Source organism: Nonomuraea sp. NPDC059007 (assembly GCF_042740555.1).
In the GTDB taxonomy this organism is placed as follows: domain Bacteria; phylum Actinomycetota; class Actinomycetes; order Streptosporangiales; family Streptosporangiaceae; genus Nonomuraea.
Genome location: NZ_JBHYJD010000025.1, coordinates 24,259 through 40,649, shown reverse-complemented (window position 1 = coordinate 40,649; position 16,391 = coordinate 24,259). Strand labels below are relative to the sequence as shown.

Genomic DNA, 16,391 nt, shown 5'->3' with positions numbered 1-16,391 from the left:
CACCCTGCAGGCGAGCGCCTACACCCTCGACGAATAGGACCCTCAGGATCCGGGCCGCGATCGCAGGCGCTGGGGGCCGGTACGGCGGCGCCAGCCGTACCGTGTCAGGCCGCGCGGTTTGTAGACGGACAGGATCGTCGCGATGACCAGCACCGTCGCGCCCCCGATCGAATGAGGCAGCGTCGCGGGCAGGAGGCGCGGGTCGGCGTCGCTCAGTGCTGATGCGGTCAGGGAGCGCACCGTCCGGCTCTCGATCAGCAGGACGGCCGTGGCCGCGACGGTGAGGATGAGCTTCACCAGCACCCAGTAGTGGCGCACCAGCCCCCAAGGCGTGCCCAGGGCGTTGACCAGCCCGATGACGAGGGAGGCCCCGGCCAGAGGCACGATCGCGAACCGGACGAGCACGTCCATGCCGGCGTAGGCGCCGCGCACCGCCGGGACGTCCGTGCCGAACGCGGCCGTGACGTCGAGGGCTAGGTAGGCGAGGACGGCGCCGAGCCATCCGACGGAGGAGGCGATGTGCGTGGTCAGGATGAGTTTGCGCAGGCGGGGCGGCATCACGGGCGGGGCTCCGCGAGGGTCGCCGCGTGCGCGGGGGAGGCGTGCCGGCCGGGGCCGTGTTCGCCGCCGACGCCGAAGACCTGGGCGATGAGGAACGCCAGGAGCAGGATGGCCGCGACGATCCCGGAGATCTTTACCCACTTCGGCGCCGGTGGCGGTGTCGGGGAAGACATGTCGTTCTCCTTTTTGCGAGACAGTATGTCGCTACAGGAGACATCTGTCACGACCTTGTCGTCCCGTATGCTTGGACGGTGCCCAAACTGTGGAACGAGACCATCGAGGCGCACCGGGCCGCCGTGCGAGACGCGATTCTGGACGCCGCCTGGGCGCTGGTCGTCGAGCGCGGGCTGATGTCCGTCACGATGGCGCAGATCGCCGAGCGGGCGGCCATCGGCCGGGCCACGGTCTACAAGTACTTCGCCGACGTGGAATCGGTCCTGTCCGCCTGGCACGAGCGGCAGGTCGCCGCCCATCTCCAGCAGCTCACCGAGATCGCGAACCGGCCGGGCGAGGCGGGCCGCCGGTTGGCGGCGGTGCTTGCCGCGTACGCGCGCATCCTGCGGCGGCGCGGGGAACACGGCCCCGACCTGGGCGCGCTCCTGCATCACGACCGGCACCCGGCGCACGCCCAGCGGCATCTCGCCGACCTCGTCCGCGCCCTGCTGGAGGAGGGGGCGGAGAACGGGGAGTTCAGGGCGGACGTGCCCGCCGCCGAACTCGCGCGCTACTGCCTCCACGCGCTGTCGGCCGCCGCGGGCATGCCCTCCGAGGCCGCCGTCGTACGGCTGGCCGGGGTGGTCATGAGCGGAGTCACCGCCGGCGGTTGAGCCACGGGCCCGCCTCCCATCAGGCGGCGTCGAGGGCCTCGGTGATCTTGCGGGTCATCTCGGCCATGGTGGGGCTGGGGTACTTCTGGGCCCGGGTGGCCGCTTCGGCGGCGACGATGACGGTACGGCGGAAGTTGTCGGCCTCGGCCGGATCCTGCTGCCTGAGCAGGTTCATGGCGGCGGTCAAGGCGGGCAGCACCCGGTCGGCGAGTTCGGCGACGGTCTTGCCGTACTTCGCACCCTTGGGCGCCTTGGTGATCACGTGCCCGACCTGGCCGGTCGCGGAGGTCAGGGCGACGGAGCCGTGGGTGGCGGCCTGGTGGGCGGAACCGGCGGCGCCGGCGGCCGACATCAGGGAGACGGCGCCCCAGGCGGCGAGGCGGAGGGTGAGCTTGTCCTGGTCGGTGAGGGTGACGGACATGATGGTCTGCTCCTTGGAGTGAAGTCGCCGGTGAACGGTGCTCCGTTCATGTCCTTCACTCTCCTCGACCGCTCTGATACCGGGCCGTCGCCGCCCTGACGCGGGCTCTGACACAACACCGCACGTGTCAGGTGCCTACGTCGAAGACGAGGTCGTAGAAGTCGCCCCGGTAGGTGGAGCGTCCCCATTCGACCACGGCGCCGTGCCGGTCCCAGGCCTGCCGTTCCACCAGAAAGGAGGGCAGCGCGGGGGCGGCGCCGAGCAGGGCCGCCTCCTGCTCGCCCAGCGCGATCGCGGAGACCCGGTGCACGGCCCGCTCCACCCGCACGTCCCAGCGGTCGCTGAGCGTGGCGTACAGGGACATGTCATCGCGCAGGACGCGCGGCAGGCCGGGGAAGCGGCGCGCGGACAGATGGGTGTGCTCGATCGCGATGGGCGTGCCGTCGGCGGAGCGGAGCCTGCGCAGGTCGATGACACGTTCGCCGGGATCGACACCGAGCCGCTCGGCGAGGGCGATGCCGGCCCGGCGGGTGCGGGCCGACAGGATGCGGGCGGCCGGAGTCCTGCCCCGGGCCCGCATCTCCTCGCTGAAGGAGGCCATCGTGGTGCCCTGCTGCAGTTTCGGCTCGGCGACGTACGTGCCGGAACCGCTGGAGCGCCGGATCACGCCCAGCATGACGAGTTCCTGGACCTTCTGCCGGACCGTTCCCCTGGCCACCTGGTAGCGCTCGGCGATCGAGCGTTCCGAGGGCAGCAGCGTGCCCGGCGGCAGGGCGCGCACCATGAGCTCCAGGATCTCCCTGATCTGGTCGCCCTTGTTGCGGCCGGGGTCGAGGTCCGGTGGCAGCGCGAGATCGTGGAAGCTGTCATGCGGCGTGCGGGCCATCAGCGGAAGTCGCTGATGCGGAAGACCGCCAGCATGTCCGCCCCTCGCGCGCCGGTGGAGAACGATGCTTCCGCCCCGACCCATCCGCGGAAGGCGCCCTTGTCGTCGATGATCTGCATGAGCGGTTTGACGTGGGAGTTGCCGGTGTAGCAGAACTGGCCGCGCTCCATCGCCAGGCACGTGCACCAGTGCCACATCGAGTCGCGGCGGTCGGAGTTGGAGATCTTCGTGAGGTAGTACTGGATGGAGCTGACGTTCGCCCGGGTGCCGCCGCCGTACTTGGGGCAGCCGCCGGCCTTCTGGCAGGCGCCGTTGGAGGAGGGCTGCAGGTAGGTCAGGCAGCTCGTGGTGGTCGTGCAGGCGCGGAAGGCCTTGTGGCCGAACGGCTGGTTCATGGAGGGCACGAGCCTGCCGCCCGCCCAGCTCGTCAGGTCCTGCCGGAGCGTGCCGGGGTGCGCCTTCACCGAGCTCATCGCGCGCCGGGTGCCGAGCGCGGCGTTGCTGCCGTAGGCGTAGCCGTGGGTGGCGAGCGAACTGGACTTGAGGTCCAGCCGCGCCAGCTTCCCGTCGGGGGAGGGGCGCACGAACCACTGCTCCGTCCACGTCTGGGCGATCTTCCACCGGATGCTCACGACGTTCCCCGACACGGTGTACGTCCCGGTGCGGGTCTCGTCGGGCGCGCCGGTGAAGCCGCCCGCGGTGAGCACCTGGCAGGTACGTACCCGCGTCCCCTTGCCGCCCGCCTTGGTGCTGCAGCCCGCGTCCGGGGTCATGCCGGTGCCCTGCCTGGCCTCGGGGTGGCGCTGCCACCACAGGTAGAGGGACGAGGTCACGGTGCCGTTCGCGGCGAAGCGGTAACTGCCCAGGCGCACCCAGTTCTCCCGGGAGGACGCCTTGAGATGCCCCTGCGACACGACATACGTGGACTTGCCCCCTGGCAGCGCCGCGGCGGCCGCCGGCTGGGCGGGTGCGAGGGTGAAGGCGAGAACCGCCGCCGCCCCGATGGAAAGAACGGTACGCATAGAGACACTCCCGGTGGCCTTTACGGGCTTCGCCGAATTCCACGGGCCACCGTATCCGGTCTATACCGGATACGTCGGCGAAAGCCGGGAAAGCTCTGCCCGGTTGCGGCGAAGGAAGGAGGAAGAACCGCGGCCGGGGGGCGGTCGCCGGCCGTAAGGCGCTTCAGGGGGCCAGGTCGTCGCGGCGCAGCAGTGGTTCGACGGCCGCCCGCATCACGGCGGTGGCGTCGCCCGCGCCCGTCCAGCGGCTGAAGGCCGCGGCAGCCTGGGCCACCAGCATGCCGGCGCCCCCTGCCGCGCGCATGCCCCGCGCGCTGGCCCGCCGCACGAGTTCGGTCAGCCGCGGGAGGTAGACCACGTCGAACACCGCCGCGCGCGGCGAGAGCAGGCCGACGTCCACCACGGGGCCCGGGGTGAGCATGCCGACCGATGTGGCGTTGACGAACAGGTCCGCTCCGGCCAGGCGATCGCGTACGCGCGGATCGGCGAAGGCCATCGGCTCGATCGCCGCCAGATCGCCGAACCTGGCCGCGAGTCTGCGCGCGTCCGCGGCGTCGAGGTCGAGGACGGTGAGGCCGGCTCCGTCCTTGGCCAGGCCGTACGACACGGCGTGGCCGACACCGCCCGAGCCCGCCACGACGACCTCGGCGCCGCGCAGGTCCGTGCCCACGTGCTCGCGCAGCGCCGTCATGAAGCCGCTCACGTCGGTGTTGAAGCCGACCAGCCGCCCGTCCGCGCGGGCCTCCACGCTGTTGACCGCGCCGATCCGCAGGGCGTCGGGCTCGATCTCGTCGAGGAGCGGCATGATCACCTGTTTGTGCGGCGCGGTGATCTGGAAGCCGAGCCAATGCTCGTCCCTGGCCTGCCGTACCTGCTCGGCCAGGTCGGATGCGCGCACCTCCCGCAGCTCGTAGCGGGCGTCGATGCCGAACGCCGCGAAGGCGGCGTTGTGCATGACGGCCGAGTGGGTCCGCCGCAGCGGGTTGCCGAACAGGGCTACGGTGCGCATCACGACTTCCTGAAGGCCGGCGGACGCTTGGCCAGGAAGGCGCGGGCGCCTTCGCGTGCGTCCTGGGTGGAGAAGATCTCTTCCGACGCGTCGAGCTCCAGCGCGAGCCCGTCGTCCAGCGGCCGGTCCGCGGCGTGGTCGATCAGTGCTTTCGCCGCCTGTACGGCGAGCGGCCCGCGCGCGGCGATCGTCGCGGCCATCTCCCGGGCAGCGGTCAGCGCCGTTCCCGCGCGTACCACGCGGTTGACCAGGCCGATCGAGAGCGCGGTGGCGGCGTCGAGCGGCTCGCCCAGGAGGATGATCTCCTTGGCGCGGGCCGGGCCGACGATGCGCGGCAGCCGCTGGGTGCCGCCGCTGCCCGGCAGGACGCCGAGTTTGAGCTCCGGCAGGCCGAGCCTGGCCTGGTCGCCCGCGATCCGCAGGTCGCAGCAGAGCGCGAGTTCGAGGCCGCCGCCGAGCGCGTATCCCTCGACGGCCGCGATGGACGGCACCCGGAGCCTGGCGAGCTGCCGGTAGACGAGCTTCTCCAGCAGCAGTTTGCGTTCGGCGACGTGCTCGTGCAGCTCGTCGAACTCGGCGATGTCCGAGCCCGCGCAGAAGGCCCGCGTGCCCGCGCCGTGGAGGATCACGACCCGGGTGTCCTCGTCGCCGGCGACGGCGCGCAGCGCGGCGCGCAGTTGCCCGGTCAGCTCGCGGGAGACCACGTTCATCGGCGGGTTGTCCAGCTCGATCTCCGCGCAGGTTCCGTGTGTCACGTTGACCAGCGTCGCCATGTCAGTCCTCTTGTCCGAAGGTGATCCCCATGCGGGCGGCGCGGAACAGGCGGGCGTCCATGGGGCGCAGGTGCTCGCTGACTTTCGGGCGGAAGTCCATGTGGGCGAACACGTCCTTCTCCACGTCCATCCCGTCGGCGACCTCGATCAGCTCCAGGCCGTCGGCGGTCAGGGCGAAGACGGCGCGTTCGGTGATGTAGCGGACGCTCTGGCCCTTGCCCAGCGCCATCGGGCCGTTGAAGCTGATCTCCCTGACGTCGTCGACGAACTTGCGCCGGGCGCCTTCTCGTTCGACACGGGGCCGGCCGCCGGACAGATCGACGCGCAGGCCGCCCGCGGTGAACGTGCCGACGAAGCAGAGCCGCCCGGTCCGCGCGCTGATGTTGACGAAGCCGCCGGGGCCGCGCATCCGGTCGTCGAAGGCGTGCACGTTGACGTTGCCGTGCCGGTCGACCTGCGCGAAGGACAGGCTCGCCACATCGAGGCCGCCGCCGTCGTAGAAGTCGAACATGGAGGGCTGTTCCAGGCGGGCCTGGTAGTTCACCCCGGCGCCGCCGTCCGGGCCGTGCGCGGGCACGCCGCCGAAGATGCCCTGCTCGACGGTGAGCGTCAGCCGTTCCGCCACGCCTTCCTCGGCGGCCACCGCGCCGATCTGCTGGGAGATGCCGAAGCCCAGGTTGCAGATGTCGTTCCGGCGGAACTCGAGCAGGGCGCGGCGTGCGATCACCTTGCGCACGTCCAGGGGTGTGGGGGCTGTCGTGCCGTACGGCCTGCGCAGCTCACCCGAGAAGTACGGCGAGTAGCCGGTGCGGTAGGTCTGCCGCTGCTCGGCGTCGACGTAGACGTGGTCGACCAGCGCGCCGGGGATGCGCACCCGGTTCGGCGGGAGCGAGCCGCGCGTCGTCAGGTGGGCGACCTGGGCGATGACGACGCCGCCGCTGTTGTGCGCGGCCATCGCCAGCGCGAGGGAGTCGCCGAGGATCGGCTCGTGCTCGAAGGTGAGGTTGCCGTCCTCGTCGGCGGTGCTCGCGCGGATCACCGCGACGTCGACGGGCAGCGCGGGGTAGAAGAGCCATTCCCGCCCGGCCAGCTCGACGATCTGGACCAGGTCCTCGGTGGTGCGCGCGTTCTGCCGTCCGCCGGTCTGGCGCGGGTCCACGTACGTACCCAGGCCCACGTGGGTGAGATGACCGGGACGGCCCGCGGCGATGTCGCGGCACAGGGCCGACAGCACGCCCTGGGGGAAGGAGTACGCCTCGATCGCGCCCTCGGCGACCATCGCGCCGAGGGCGGGTTCGTTGCCGATGTTGCTGCCGATGGTGCGCCGGGTCAGTCCGGGCAGCGCGAGCTGGGACAGGCCGCGCTGGGCGAAGTCGCCGATGCCGACGACGCGGACCGTGGTCAGGTCGCGGGGCGCGGCGGTGCGGGTGAAGGTCGCGGCGAGTTCGTCGATGAACGCCTGCGGCACGCCGTGCCCGGCGCCGGACCCGCCGATCCACAGGGCGGCGCCGTCCGGCACCAGGGCCACGGCCTGCGCGATGGTGCGGAGTTTGGCGCTCATGGCATCAGCCCGCCGCTGTTGGGGCTGAGCGTCTGGCCGAGCATGAGGCGGGCGCCGTCGGACAGCAGGAAGGTCACGCATTCGGCCACTTCCTCCGGCTCGGCGAAGCGGCCGAGCGGAAGTTCGGCCATGCGCTTGCGCCCGACCTCGCCCTCCATCACGGTGCGCCCCATCGCGGTGTTGGTGACGCCAGGCGACACGGCGTTGGCCCTGATGCCGCGCGAACCGAACTCCCGCGAGATCGACTTGGCCAGCGCGATCGCGCCTGCCTTGGCACTGGCGTAGTGCGCGGCTCCGGCCCAGCCCATCTGGCCGAGCCTGGAGGCGATGTTGACGATGGAGCCGGAGCCGCGTTCCAGCATGCCGGGAAGTACGGCCTGGCTCGCATGGAACATCCCGGACAGATCCGTCCTGAGGACCAGATCCCACTGCTCGGGAGTGATGTCGAGGAAGTCCGACTCCATGAGGATTCCGGCGTTGTTGACCAGGCCGTCGACGCGCCCGAAGCGCGCCCCGGCCCAGGCGGCCAGGGCGAACACGTCCTCGCGCACCGACACGTCGCACGGCCGGACGTCGGCGTCGCGGCCCATCGCCCGGACCTTCTCGGCGACCTCGTGGGCTCCGGCCCGGCTGGAGTGGTAGGCGACGGCGACGTGCGCGCCGTCGCGGGCGGCGGCCAGGGCGACGGATCGTCCTATTCCCCGGCCGCCTCCCGTGACCAGGACGACCCGGTCGAGGAGGGGTGTCGATGGCATGAGACCAGCACCTTTCATCGGGAAGCGCTTTCAATTTTCCGCACGTTCTCATGAAAATTGAACACACGCAAGACTCAAGACAGCCTTGACACTAGCTGCTTCGATGGATAGAAAGCGCTTGCAATTCAAGTCAAAGGAGCGCTCATGGATCAGGTCCGAGCCGGCATCATCATGAACGGCGTCACCGGGCGCATGGGAACCCGGCAGCACCTCGACAGGTCGATCATCGCGATCAGGGATCAGGGCGGGCTGACCCTCTCCGACGGGCGGACGCTCACGGTCGACCCGATCCTCGTCGGCCGCAACGCCGCCAAGGTCGAGGCCCTCGCCCGCCGGTACGGGATCGACCGCTGGACCACCGACCTCGACGCGGCCCTCGCCAACCCGGACGACACGATCTACTTCGACGCCCAGGTCACCAACCTGCGCGCCGAGGCGGTCAGGAAGGCGATCGCGGCGGGCAAGCACGTCTACTGCGAGAAGCCGACCGCCGGTGACCTGGCGGACGCCCTCGACCTCGTCAGGCTCGCCGAGGCCGCGGGCGTCAAGCACGGCGTCGTGCAGGACAAGCTGTTCCTGCCGGGAATCCGCAAGCTGAAGCGGCTGGTCGACGGCGGATTCTTCGGCGACCTGCTCAGCTTCCGGCTCAACTTCGGCTACTGGGTGTTCGAAGGCGACTGGCAGCCGATCAACAGGCCCTCATGGAACTACCGCAGGCAGGACGGCGGCGGCCTCATCCTGGACATGTACCCGCACTGGCGCTATGTCCTCGACGACATCGTCGGCCCGGTCAGGTCGGTGCTGTGCCACGGCGAGATCCACATCCCGAGCCGCTGGGACGAGGACGGCAACGCGTACGTGGCGACGGCCGAGGACGCCGCCTACGGCCTGTTCCAGTTCGACCACGGCGTCCTGGCGCAGTTCACCACGTCGTGGGCGACCCGCCCCTACCGTGACGAGATCGGCGAGTGGCAGCTCGACGGCACGCTCGGCAGCGCCGTCGCCGGGCTGCGCGAGTGCCGGATCCAGTCGCGCGCCGCCACCCCGATGCCCGTGTGGAACCCGGACATCCCCAACCCGATCGACTTCCGCGGCGGCTGGTCCCCGGTCCCCGACAACGAGGAGTACGGCAACGCCTTCCGCGCGCAGTGGGAGATGTTCCTGCGCCACGTCGCCGAGGACGCCGCGTTCCCCTGGGACCTGCTGGAAGGGGCCAAGGGCGTCCAGCTCGCCGAGCTCGCGATGCGCTCGTGGCGCGAGCGCCGCTGGATCGACGTCCCGGAGCTCACGGTCCCGTCGTCATGAGCCCCTGACGGCGGGGGCGGTGCTGTCGCGCATGAGCACGGTCCCGCCGATCTCCACGGTGTGCCGCGGCTCGTCCAGGGGCAGCAGCGCGAGGTCCAGCGCGGTCCTGCCGATACGTTCGAGCGGGAGTTCCACGGTGGTCAGGGCCGGTACGGCGTCGGAGGCCAAGGGGGTGCCGCCGAAGCCCGCGACAGAGACGTCCTCGGGGATGCGCAGCCCGTTGCTCCTGGCCCAGGCCATCGCGCCCACCGCCACCACGTCGGCCACCCCCCACAGGCAGGTCGGCCGGCCGGGGCGGTCGAGCAGGCGGCGGGCGGCCCGCGCGCCGCCGTCCCGCGACATGTCGGCGTGCACGATCGCGTCGGGCGCCAGCTCGATGCCCCGGTCCTGCAGGCCGAGCCGGAAACCGTGCATGCGGTCGCGCACCGCGATCAGCTTGGCGGGGCCGGAGATCACGCCGAAGGAGGTGTGGCCCAGGTCGGCGAGCAGGTGCGCGAGCCGGCGGGTGGCCTCGACGTTGTCCACCTCGACGAGATGACCGATCCTGCGCCCGCGGGTCACCGAGACGACCGCGCCGCCGTCGGCCTGGTACGCCGACAGCTGCGCGGTCATCGCGGCCGTGTGCGCCCGGTCGGCGAAGGAGCTGCCCGCCAGGATGATCGCGCGGGGGCGTTGCGTGCTCAGCAGGCTGACGTAGCTGAGCTCCTGCCGCGGGTCCCGGTACGTGCACACCATGGTCACCAGCAGCCGGTGCGCCTCGGCCGCCTTGATCACCCCTCCGGCGATCATGGCGAAGTACGCGTCCCGCACGTCGTGCACGACGAGCCCGACACTGGTCGAGGTCGAGCTGGCCAGGGCGCGCGCGTGCAGGTTCGGCCGGTAGCCGAGCTCGGCGGCGGAGGCGACGACCTTGTCGCGCAGGGCCGCCCTGCCCTTGTAGTCGGAGTCGCTCAGCATGCGCGAGGCGGTGGCCAGGGAGACGCCGGCGTGGTCGGCGACGTCCTGAAGCCGGACCCGGCGTCCTTCAGACGACATCCGTGTTCCTCCCGTGAACTGCGAGCGCGAGCACAAGATACTCGACCCTCCGGCAGGAACGCCGACGCCTAGCCGGTCGGCCGCCGGGCGGTGGTCTCCCGGGGGATGACGCGGTGGCTCAGGAGGGTCGTCGCCGCGTCGCCGGGCTGGGCGTCGATCACGTGCTGGGCGGCCATGGCGCCCATCTCGTACAGCGGCAGGCTCACCGTGGTGAGGCCGACGAACCGGGCGACCCTGAGGTCGTTGATGCCGGCGACGGAGATCTCGCCCGGCACGTCGATGCCGGCCTGCCGCAGCGCGTTGAGCGCGCCGACGGCGGCCTCGTCGTTGGCCGCGAGGACGGCGTCGGGCAGCGGCGGGCGGGCGATGAGCCGCATGGCGGCCAGATGGCCGGCCTCGAAGTCGAAGCCGCCGGGCAGGCATCGCGCCACCTCGCCCAGGTTCGCGTCGTTCATGCAGGCCAGGAAGCCGTCGCGGCGTTGCTTGCTCGTGGTCATGCCCGGCGGGCCTTCGATGAAGGCGATCCGGCGGTGGCCGAGCGAGACGAGGTGGTCGGTGACGTCGCGGGCGGCGGCCTCGTTGTCGGCGGTGATGACCGGGCAGCCGAGGTCGCGGGCGGTCAGGGAGACGGCCTGGATGCCCTGCGCCTTCGCCTGCCGTACCGCCTCGGTCAGGTCCGGCGCGAGCGGATCGTCCTCGAAGCCGCTACCGGCGATGATCACCCCGGCCGCGCGGTAGTCGCGCATGGTCCGCAGCCTGCTGATCTCCGTGCTGGTACGCCGGTCGACGTTGGACAGCATGGTGACGTATCCGGCGCGGCTGGCGACGTCGTCGATGCCGCGGGCGATGACGGAGAAGTAGGGGTTGACGATGTCGCTGACGAGGACGCCGATGAGCCTGCTGCTGCGCGACACCAGCGCCCGCGCGAGAGCGCTGGGCGAGTAGCCGAGCTTCTCCGCGGTCGCGATGACCTTGGCGCGGGTCTTGGCCGAGATCGGGTGACTGGAGCCGGTCAGCACCCGTGACGCTGTCGACACGGAGACGCCGGCCGCTCGTGCGACTTCCACCAATGAGCTCACGGCACTCAGCATAGCGAGGAAAACGTTTGCCTGCGTCATCCGAGGTCAGCGGGCGAATCTGACATTTGCCGCGAAGAACGCCCTTGACGGCGGCCCGATCCTTCTCTCTATGCTGCCGTTAGGCATACGTTTGCCTAGCCGTTGACAAGGAGCATTATGCATCTGAAGAGGCTCGCGGCGCTGGCGGTGATGTCCGCACTGGCCGCGTGCGGCGTTCGGGGGACCGAGACCAACCCGGACGGGACCCTCTCGTTCTCGATCGCCGTCACGGAGCCGGACATCACCACCGTGCCGATTCTCGCCGCCGCCGACGTGGTCAGGCAGGCGGGCCACAAGGTCGAGGTGGTGGAGCTCGCGGAGCCGGAACTGGCCATCGGGGGCCTGGCCGAGGGCGCGTACGCGATCTCCGCCGAGGCGACCAGCCCCGCGCTGAGCGCCATCGAGCAGGAGGCGCCCATCCGGATCATCGCCGACGCGATCGGCAACCAGTGGGCGATCTACGGCAAGTCCCGGGTCACCTGTGACGAACTGAACGGCCGGCCGTTCGGGATCTTCAGCCGGGGCGCGGTCGCCACCGCGATGACCGAGGAGTGGGTACGCACGCAGTGCACCGGAGACCGCAAGCCGGAGTACCTGACCATCGGCGGATCGGACGTGCGCGCCCAGGCCCTGGTCGCCGGCGAGATCGACGCCACGGCGCTGGAGCTGGCCGACGTGGTGGCCCTGGAGCGCTCGGGCGACTCCGCCTTCGCCCAGGTCGTCGACTTCGGCAAGACCCTGCCCGACCTGCGTCCCCAGACGGTCTACGCCAACACCGCGTTCCTCGCCGAGCACAGGGACGTGGCGCAGCTGTTCGTCTCCGCGCTGGTGCGCGAGCACGCCAGGATCAACGCCGATCCGCGGCACCTGGTGAACCTCGTCCGGACCCACCTGCCGGAGGAGGAGATCGGCGACGTGGCCGAGATCGCCGAACGCTCGGTCAAGGCGGGCCTGTTCGACGCGGCGGGACTGACGGAGCGCAACATGCAGGTCACCATCGACTTCTTCGTCCGCGCCGGCGTGATCGAGCCGGGGATGAAGGCGAAGGACGCCACCGATCTGTCGTTCATCAAGGCGGCGGCGTGACCAGGCGGGGGCTTCTGCCGTACCAGCTGCTGACGTTCGTGATCTTCGCGGTGAGCTGGGAGGTCTACGCCCGCGTGCGCGGCGGCCTGCTCATCCCCACCTTCACGGAGACCGTCGGGGCGGCCGTGAAGCTGCTGGGCAGCGCCGAGCTGTGGCAGGCGCTGTACGCCAGCAACCAGGCGCTCGTGCTCGGCTTCGCCGTCGCGGTCGGCATCGGCGTGCCACTGGGCATCGTGCTCGGCCGCTTCCGGTCGCTCGAACGCTTCGCCGACGTCTACCTCAACATCCTGCTGGTCACGCCGATGGCCGCGATCATCCCCCTGCTCGGGATGTCGGTGGGGTACGGCCTGGCCGCACGGGTCATCCTCGTCGCGATCTTCGCGATCGTGATGGTGGTGGTGAACAGCCGCGCGGGCGTCAGGCAGGTCGACCCGTCGCTGATCGAGATGGCGCGCAGCTTCGGCGCGAGCGAACGGCGGATCTGGACCCGCGTCCTCCTGCCCGGCGCCCTGCCGGCGATCATGACCGGCATCCGGCTCGGCATCGGCCGCGCGGTCACCGGGATGGTGCTCGTCGAGCTGCTCATGGTCTCCACCGCGCTCGGCGGGCTGATGCTCGAGTACCGCGGCCTGCTCAAGGCGCCACAGCTCTACGCGACCATCGTGATCATCCTGGCGGAGGCGCTCCTGCTGATCTCCGTGGCCCGCTGGGGCGAACGCAAGCTCACCGGAAGGAGCGTCTGATGATAGAGATCCGTGGACTGAGCAAGAGCTTCGTCGGCCAGGACGGCGGCCGGGTACAGGCGTTGAGCGACGTCGATCTCGACGTGACGGAGAACGAGTTCCTGACCGTGCTGGGCCCCAGCGGCTGCGGGAAGACGACGCTGCTGAAGGCGGTCGCCGGGCTCGTCCCCGCCGACTCCGGGCAGATCCGCGTCGACGGCGCGCCGGTGCGGGGTCCCGGTCCCGATCGCAGCATGGTCTTCCAGAACTTCGCCCTCCTGCCGTGGGCGACCGTGCTGGACAACGTCGCCTTCGGCCTGGAGTTGCGCGGCGCCGGCAAGGCCGAGCGCGAGGAGCGTGCCCGTGCGCTGATCGCCATGGTGGGGCTGGCCGGGTTCGAGACCAAGCGTCCGGCCGAGCTGTCCGGTGGCATGCAGCAGCGGGTGGGGATCGCGCGGGCGCTGGCCGTACAGCCGAGAGTGCTGTTGATGGACGAGCCGTTCGGCGCCGTCGACGAGCAGACCAGGCGGCTGTTGCAGGAGGAGCTCCTGTCGATCTGGGAGGAAAGCCGGCTGACCGTCGTGTTCATCACGCACAGCATGGAGGAGGCGGTGCTGCTCGGCGACCGGGTGGTGCTGATGAGCGCCCGCCCGGGACAGATCGCCGAGATCGTGCCGGTGCCGCTGCTGCGGCCGCGTTCCCGCGACGTGGGCGCGCTCGAACGCTCCGGCGAGTACGCCGAGATCACCGCCTACCTCTGGGACCGGCTGCGCGACATGCACGAAGAGCACCGGGCGGCACGATGAGAACCCGCATCCCCGCCGCCCTCATCAGCCTGGCCGCCGGGGCCGTCGCCTGGGAACTGATCGGCCGGCTGTCGGGCGTGCCGTTCTTCCCGCCGCTGAGCACCGTGGCCGCCCGCCTGGCGGAGATGGCGGTGGACGGCGAGATCTTCCGGAGCGTCGCCGACAGCCTCGTCAACCTGCTGATCGGCTTCGCGATCTCCCTGGTCGCCGGGCTGCTCGTGGGCGTCGCGATGGGCCGCTACCGCAAGGTGGAGGCCGCCCTCGGCGTGTACGTCTACGCCCTGCTCACCGCCCCCGCGCTGGTCTTCGCGCCGATCTTCTTCTCCCTGCTGGGAGACGGGCGCGCCTCGATCATCGCGGTCGTGATCATGTACGCGCTGTTCGTCGTCATCATCAACACCGCGTCCGCCATCCAGACGGTGCCCGCCGACCTGGTGGAGATGGCTCGCTCCTACGGCGCGAGCGAGCGCCAGATCCTGCTGCGGGTCCTGCTCCCCGCCGCGACGCCAATGATCATGGCAGGGGTACGGCTCGGCGTCGGCAGAGCCGTGACCGGCATGATCAACGGCGAGATGTTCATCGCCGTGGTCGGCCTCGGCCACATCGTCACCGAGGCCGGAGGGCGCTTCGACAGCGCGAGCGTGCTGGCCGTGCTGCTGGTCATCATCGCCGTCGCCCTGGGCGCGGTCTGGCTGGTCCAGGCCGTGGACCGCAGGCTGACCGGCTGGGTTCCGCAAACCTCGAGAGGAAGTCAATGAAGATCGACGCCTACAGCCACATCCTGCCCGCGCCCTACTTCGAGCGCATGCGCGAACTCGCCGTCGACCCCGGCGCGCTCAAGCGCTGGCTGGAACTGACCGCGCTGCACGACGTCGAGGCGCGGCTGCGGATGATGGAGGAGTTCGGCGACGGCTACCAGCAGATCCTCACGCTGTCCTCGCCGCCGATCGAACTGCTCGCCGGGCCGCGTGACTCGCCCGAACTGGCCAGGCTGGCCAACGAGTCGATGCTGGAGTTGTGCCGCGAGCACCCGGAGCGCTTCCCCGCCTTCGTCGCCTCCCTGCCGATGAACAACCCGGACGCGGCCATGGCCGAGCTCGCGTACGCCATCGACGACCTCGGCGCCCGCGGCGTGCAGGTGTTCACCAACGTGAGCGGCCGGCCACTGGACGATCCGGCGTTCCGTCCCGTCTTCGACGAGATGGCCCGGCGTGACCTGCCCATCTGGATGCACCCGGCCCGCGGGGCCGCCTTCGCCGACTACGCCACCGAGGACGCCTCCCGGTATGAGATCTGGTGGGCGCTGGGCTGGCCGTACGAGACGAGTGTGGCCATGTCCCGGCTGGTCTTCTCCGGCCTGTTCGAACGCCATCCGGGCATCAAGATCATCACGCATCACATGGGCGCGATGATCCCCTACCTGGAGGGCAGGATCGGACTGGGGTGGAGCGACCAGCTCGGCAGCCGCACCGAGGGGGAGGTGCTCGACGAGACGTTGCCCAAGGGGCTCCTGGAGTACTTCCGTAACTTCTACGCCGACACGGCGTTGTCGGGTTCCGCGATCGGGATGCGGTGCGGGCTCGAGTTCTTCGGTCCCGGGCACGTGCTGTTCGCCACCGACTGCCCGTTCGACCCGGAAGGCGGGCCCATGTACATCCGCGAGACGATCAAGGCGATCGGCTCGCTCGGCCTCTCCCCGGACGCCCGCGACCGGATCTACCACCTCAACATCAGGTCCATGATCGGGCTCTAGCCGGACAGGTCGCCCTGGCGGATGCGATAGGCCTGCAGGGTGAGGTCGTAGTACTTGGACGTCTCGCCCACCCACTGCATGCCCAGACGCTCGGCCGTGGCGATGGCGCGCCGGTTGGCCGGGCGGGCGACGGCGAACAACTCGTCCACGTCCTGGGTGAACGCCCAGGCGATGAGCGCGCGGGCGGCCTCGGTGGCGTAGCCGTGGCCCCACGCCCTGCGGTCCAGCTGCCAGCTCACCTCCAGGTCCTCCTCGTACGGCGGGAGCAGCCGGATGCTCAGCCCGCCCACCACCTCGCCCCCCTCACGGAGCTGGACCGCCCACCGGCCGCGCGGCTTGAGCAGGTTGGGCTGCGCCTCCTGCCAGGCCTGCAGGACGGATCGCATGCCCGCCACGTCCTCGACGCGGTGCATGGCCGGGGTGAGCCACCGGGTGACGTCGGCGGAGCCGTAGATCGCCAGCGCCGCCTCGGCGTCGTCGGCCGACCAGTCCCTGATGAGCAGACGGTCGGTGGCCAGTGGCATGTCCTTGCGCGAGTTCCTCTCCGTGGGGACGGCTCTCCTGAGCTTCGCATGGGCTCGCGGGGCGGGCCGTACCGGGGGACCCCTGGTAGCATGCACGGCATGTCTGGCGCTTCTGCCGCGGCTGCCGCCGCCGTGACCAGGACGCTCCGCTAGCGGCGGGGCGTTCCTCCTTCACCTTCCACTGAACGATCCGTCGCTTCGTGCCGCCCGAATCTCTCTCGCGCACC

The 16,391-nt window shown here is 70.8% G+C and carries 19 protein-coding genes; 7 read left to right on the top strand and 12 right to left on the bottom strand.

Features of this window, described 5'->3' with window-relative positions; translation table 11 throughout:
• Positions 1–42: 42 nt before the first annotated feature.
• Together ACFWY5_RS34145 and ACFWY5_RS34140 are read right to left on the bottom strand one after the other, a co-directional pair.
• Entirely contained in the window at positions 43–561 is a 519-nt protein-coding gene (locus tag ACFWY5_RS34145; protein ID WP_379625587.1) for a hypothetical protein, read from the bottom strand.
• Positions 558–734, bottom strand: a complete 177-nt coding sequence (locus ACFWY5_RS34140; RefSeq protein ID WP_379625589.1) for a hypothetical protein — start codon at positions 732–734, stop codon at positions 558–560. Before ACFWY5_RS34140 ends, ACFWY5_RS34145 begins: the two co-directional genes overlap by 4 nt.
• A 78-nt stretch (positions 735–812) precedes the next feature.
• On the opposite strand from ACFWY5_RS34140, the gene ACFWY5_RS34135 reads away from it, so the two are divergent.
• On the top strand, positions 813–1,388 hold the full coding sequence (locus tag ACFWY5_RS34135; protein ID WP_379636803.1) for a TetR/AcrR family transcriptional regulator: 576 nt from the start codon (positions 813–815) through the stop codon (positions 1,386–1,388).
• A 19-nt stretch (positions 1,389–1,407) separates the two neighbouring features.
• Here the strand turns inward: ACFWY5_RS34135 and ACFWY5_RS34130 are convergent, their stop codons facing one another.
• The 7 genes from ACFWY5_RS34130 to ACFWY5_RS34100 all read right to left on the bottom strand — a co-directional run bounded on the left by ACFWY5_RS34130 (position 1,408) and on the right by ACFWY5_RS34100 (position 7,815).
• Positions 1,408–1,809 carry a hypothetical protein gene (locus ACFWY5_RS34130; RefSeq protein ID WP_379625593.1) on the bottom strand — a complete coding sequence of 134 codons (402 nt, stop codon included), beginning with the start codon at positions 1,807–1,809 and terminating at the stop codon, positions 1,408–1,410.
• Positions 1,810–1,936: 127 nt separating this feature from the next.
• On the bottom strand, positions 1,937–2,695 hold the full coding sequence (locus ACFWY5_RS34125; RefSeq protein ID WP_379625595.1) for a GntR family transcriptional regulator: 759 nt from the start codon (positions 2,693–2,695) through the stop codon (positions 1,937–1,939).
• A complete protein-coding gene (locus ACFWY5_RS34120) occupies positions 2,695–3,717 on the bottom strand; it encodes a hypothetical protein (RefSeq protein WP_379636801.1) in 1,023 nt (340 codons plus the stop codon). The genes ACFWY5_RS34125 and ACFWY5_RS34120 overlap by 1 nt, the downstream gene beginning before the upstream one ends.
• A gap of 163 nt (positions 3,718–3,880) precedes the next feature.
• Complete coding sequence (locus ACFWY5_RS34115; RefSeq protein ID WP_379636799.1) at positions 3,881–4,726, bottom strand: shikimate dehydrogenase family protein; 846 nt, start codon at positions 4,724–4,726, stop codon at positions 3,881–3,883.
• The gene (locus ACFWY5_RS34110; protein ID WP_379636797.1) at positions 4,726–5,499 is read right to left on the bottom strand and encodes an enoyl-CoA hydratase/isomerase family protein; all 774 of its coding nucleotides are present in this window, start codon (positions 5,497–5,499) and stop codon (positions 4,726–4,728) included. Before ACFWY5_RS34110 ends, ACFWY5_RS34115 begins: the two co-directional genes overlap by 1 nt.
• Position 5,500: 1 nt before the next feature.
• Positions 5,501–7,060, bottom strand: a complete 1,560-nt coding sequence (locus tag ACFWY5_RS34105; protein WP_379636795.1) for an acyl CoA:acetate/3-ketoacid CoA transferase — start codon at positions 7,058–7,060, stop codon at positions 5,501–5,503.
• Entirely contained in the window at positions 7,057–7,815 is a 759-nt protein-coding gene (locus tag ACFWY5_RS34100) for an SDR family NAD(P)-dependent oxidoreductase (protein WP_379636793.1), read from the bottom strand. Before ACFWY5_RS34100 ends, ACFWY5_RS34105 begins: the two co-directional genes overlap by 4 nt.
• A 144-nt stretch (positions 7,816–7,959) precedes the next feature.
• Between ACFWY5_RS34100 and ACFWY5_RS34095 the strand changes: the two genes are divergently transcribed.
• Positions 7,960–9,120, top strand: coding sequence for a Gfo/Idh/MocA family protein (locus tag ACFWY5_RS34095; protein WP_379636791.1), 1,161 nt, complete (start codon positions 7,960–7,962; stop codon positions 9,118–9,120).
• Here ACFWY5_RS34095 and ACFWY5_RS34090 read toward each other — a convergent pair.
• Both ACFWY5_RS34090 and ACFWY5_RS34085 read right to left on the bottom strand, forming a co-directional pair.
• A complete protein-coding gene (locus tag ACFWY5_RS34090) occupies positions 9,115–10,155 on the bottom strand; it encodes a LacI family DNA-binding transcriptional regulator (RefSeq protein WP_379636788.1) in 1,041 nt (346 codons plus the stop codon). The two genes, ACFWY5_RS34095 and ACFWY5_RS34090, sit on opposite strands and share 6 nt — an antisense overlap.
• A 68-nt stretch (positions 10,156–10,223) precedes the next feature.
• On the bottom strand, positions 10,224–11,234 hold the full coding sequence (locus tag ACFWY5_RS34085; protein ID WP_379636786.1) for a LacI family DNA-binding transcriptional regulator: 1,011 nt from the start codon (positions 11,232–11,234) through the stop codon (positions 10,224–10,226).
• Between the two features lie 156 nt (positions 11,235–11,390).
• Between ACFWY5_RS34085 and ACFWY5_RS34080 the strand changes: the two genes are divergently transcribed.
• The 5 genes from ACFWY5_RS34080 to ACFWY5_RS34060 are packed head-to-tail and all read left to right on the top strand — an operon-like array spanning position 11,391 to position 15,640.
• Complete coding sequence (locus ACFWY5_RS34080) at positions 11,391–12,359, top strand: ABC transporter substrate-binding protein (protein ID WP_379636784.1); 969 nt, start codon at positions 11,391–11,393, stop codon at positions 12,357–12,359.
• Positions 12,356–13,102, top strand: a complete 747-nt coding sequence (locus ACFWY5_RS34075; RefSeq protein WP_379623071.1) for an ABC transporter permease — start codon at positions 12,356–12,358, stop codon at positions 13,100–13,102. The genes ACFWY5_RS34080 and ACFWY5_RS34075 overlap by 4 nt, the downstream gene beginning before the upstream one ends.
• Positions 13,102–13,887, top strand: coding sequence for an ABC transporter ATP-binding protein (locus tag ACFWY5_RS34070; protein ID WP_379636782.1), 786 nt, complete (start codon positions 13,102–13,104; stop codon positions 13,885–13,887). Before ACFWY5_RS34075 ends, ACFWY5_RS34070 begins: the two co-directional genes overlap by 1 nt.
• Positions 13,884–14,645, top strand: coding sequence for an ABC transporter permease (locus ACFWY5_RS34065; RefSeq protein WP_379636780.1), 762 nt, complete (start codon positions 13,884–13,886; stop codon positions 14,643–14,645). The genes ACFWY5_RS34070 and ACFWY5_RS34065 overlap by 4 nt, the downstream gene beginning before the upstream one ends.
• Positions 14,642–15,640, top strand: a complete 999-nt coding sequence (locus ACFWY5_RS34060) for an amidohydrolase family protein (protein ID WP_379636778.1) — start codon at positions 14,642–14,644, stop codon at positions 15,638–15,640. Before ACFWY5_RS34065 ends, ACFWY5_RS34060 begins: the two co-directional genes overlap by 4 nt.
• Here ACFWY5_RS34060 and ACFWY5_RS34055 read toward each other — a convergent pair.
• Complete coding sequence (locus ACFWY5_RS34055; RefSeq protein WP_379636776.1) at positions 15,637–16,164, bottom strand: GNAT family N-acetyltransferase; 528 nt, start codon at positions 16,162–16,164, stop codon at positions 15,637–15,639. The two genes, ACFWY5_RS34060 and ACFWY5_RS34055, sit on opposite strands and share 4 nt — an antisense overlap.
• Positions 16,165–16,391 lie beyond the last annotated feature (227 nt).

Coding starts and splice junctions, on each gene's coding strand:
- ACFWY5_RS34140 (WP_379625589.1), bottom strand. CDS start 734: ATGTCTTCCCCGACACCGCCACCGGCGCCGAAGTGGGTAAAGATCTCC.
- ACFWY5_RS34130 (WP_379625593.1), bottom strand. CDS start 1,809: ATGTCCGTCACCCTCACCGACCAGGACAAGCTCACCCTCCGCCTCGCC.
- ACFWY5_RS34125 (WP_379625595.1), bottom strand. CDS start 2,695: ATGGCCCGCACGCCGCATGACAGCTTCCACGATCTCGCGCTGCCACCG.
- ACFWY5_RS34120 (WP_379636801.1), bottom strand. CDS start 3,717: ATGCGTACCGTTCTTTCCATCGGGGCGGCGGCGGTTCTCGCCTTCACC.
- ACFWY5_RS34115 (WP_379636799.1), bottom strand. CDS start 4,726: ATGCGCACCGTAGCCCTGTTCGGCAACCCGCTGCGGCGGACCCACTCG.
- ACFWY5_RS34110 (WP_379636797.1), bottom strand. CDS start 5,499: ATGGCGACGCTGGTCAACGTGACACACGGAACCTGCGCGGAGATCGAG.
- ACFWY5_RS34105 (WP_379636795.1), bottom strand. CDS start 7,060: ATGAGCGCCAAACTCCGCACCATCGCGCAGGCCGTGGCCCTGGTGCCG.
- ACFWY5_RS34100 (WP_379636793.1), bottom strand. CDS start 7,815: ATGCCATCGACACCCCTCCTCGACCGGGTCGTCCTGGTCACGGGAGGC.
- ACFWY5_RS34095 (WP_379636791.1), top strand. CDS start 7,960: ATGGATCAGGTCCGAGCCGGCATCATCATGAACGGCGTCACCGGGCGC.
- ACFWY5_RS34090 (WP_379636788.1), bottom strand. CDS start 10,155: ATGTCGTCTGAAGGACGCCGGGTCCGGCTTCAGGACGTCGCCGACCAC.
- ACFWY5_RS34080 (WP_379636784.1), top strand. CDS start 11,391: ATGCATCTGAAGAGGCTCGCGGCGCTGGCGGTGATGTCCGCACTGGCC.
- ACFWY5_RS34070 (WP_379636782.1), top strand. CDS start 13,102: ATGATAGAGATCCGTGGACTGAGCAAGAGCTTCGTCGGCCAGGACGGC.
- ACFWY5_RS34065 (WP_379636780.1), top strand. CDS start 13,884: ATGAGAACCCGCATCCCCGCCGCCCTCATCAGCCTGGCCGCCGGGGCC.
- ACFWY5_RS34060 (WP_379636778.1), top strand. CDS start 14,642: ATGAAGATCGACGCCTACAGCCACATCCTGCCCGCGCCCTACTTCGAG.
- ACFWY5_RS34055 (WP_379636776.1), bottom strand. CDS start 16,164: ATGCCACTGGCCACCGACCGTCTGCTCATCAGGGACTGGTCGGCCGAC.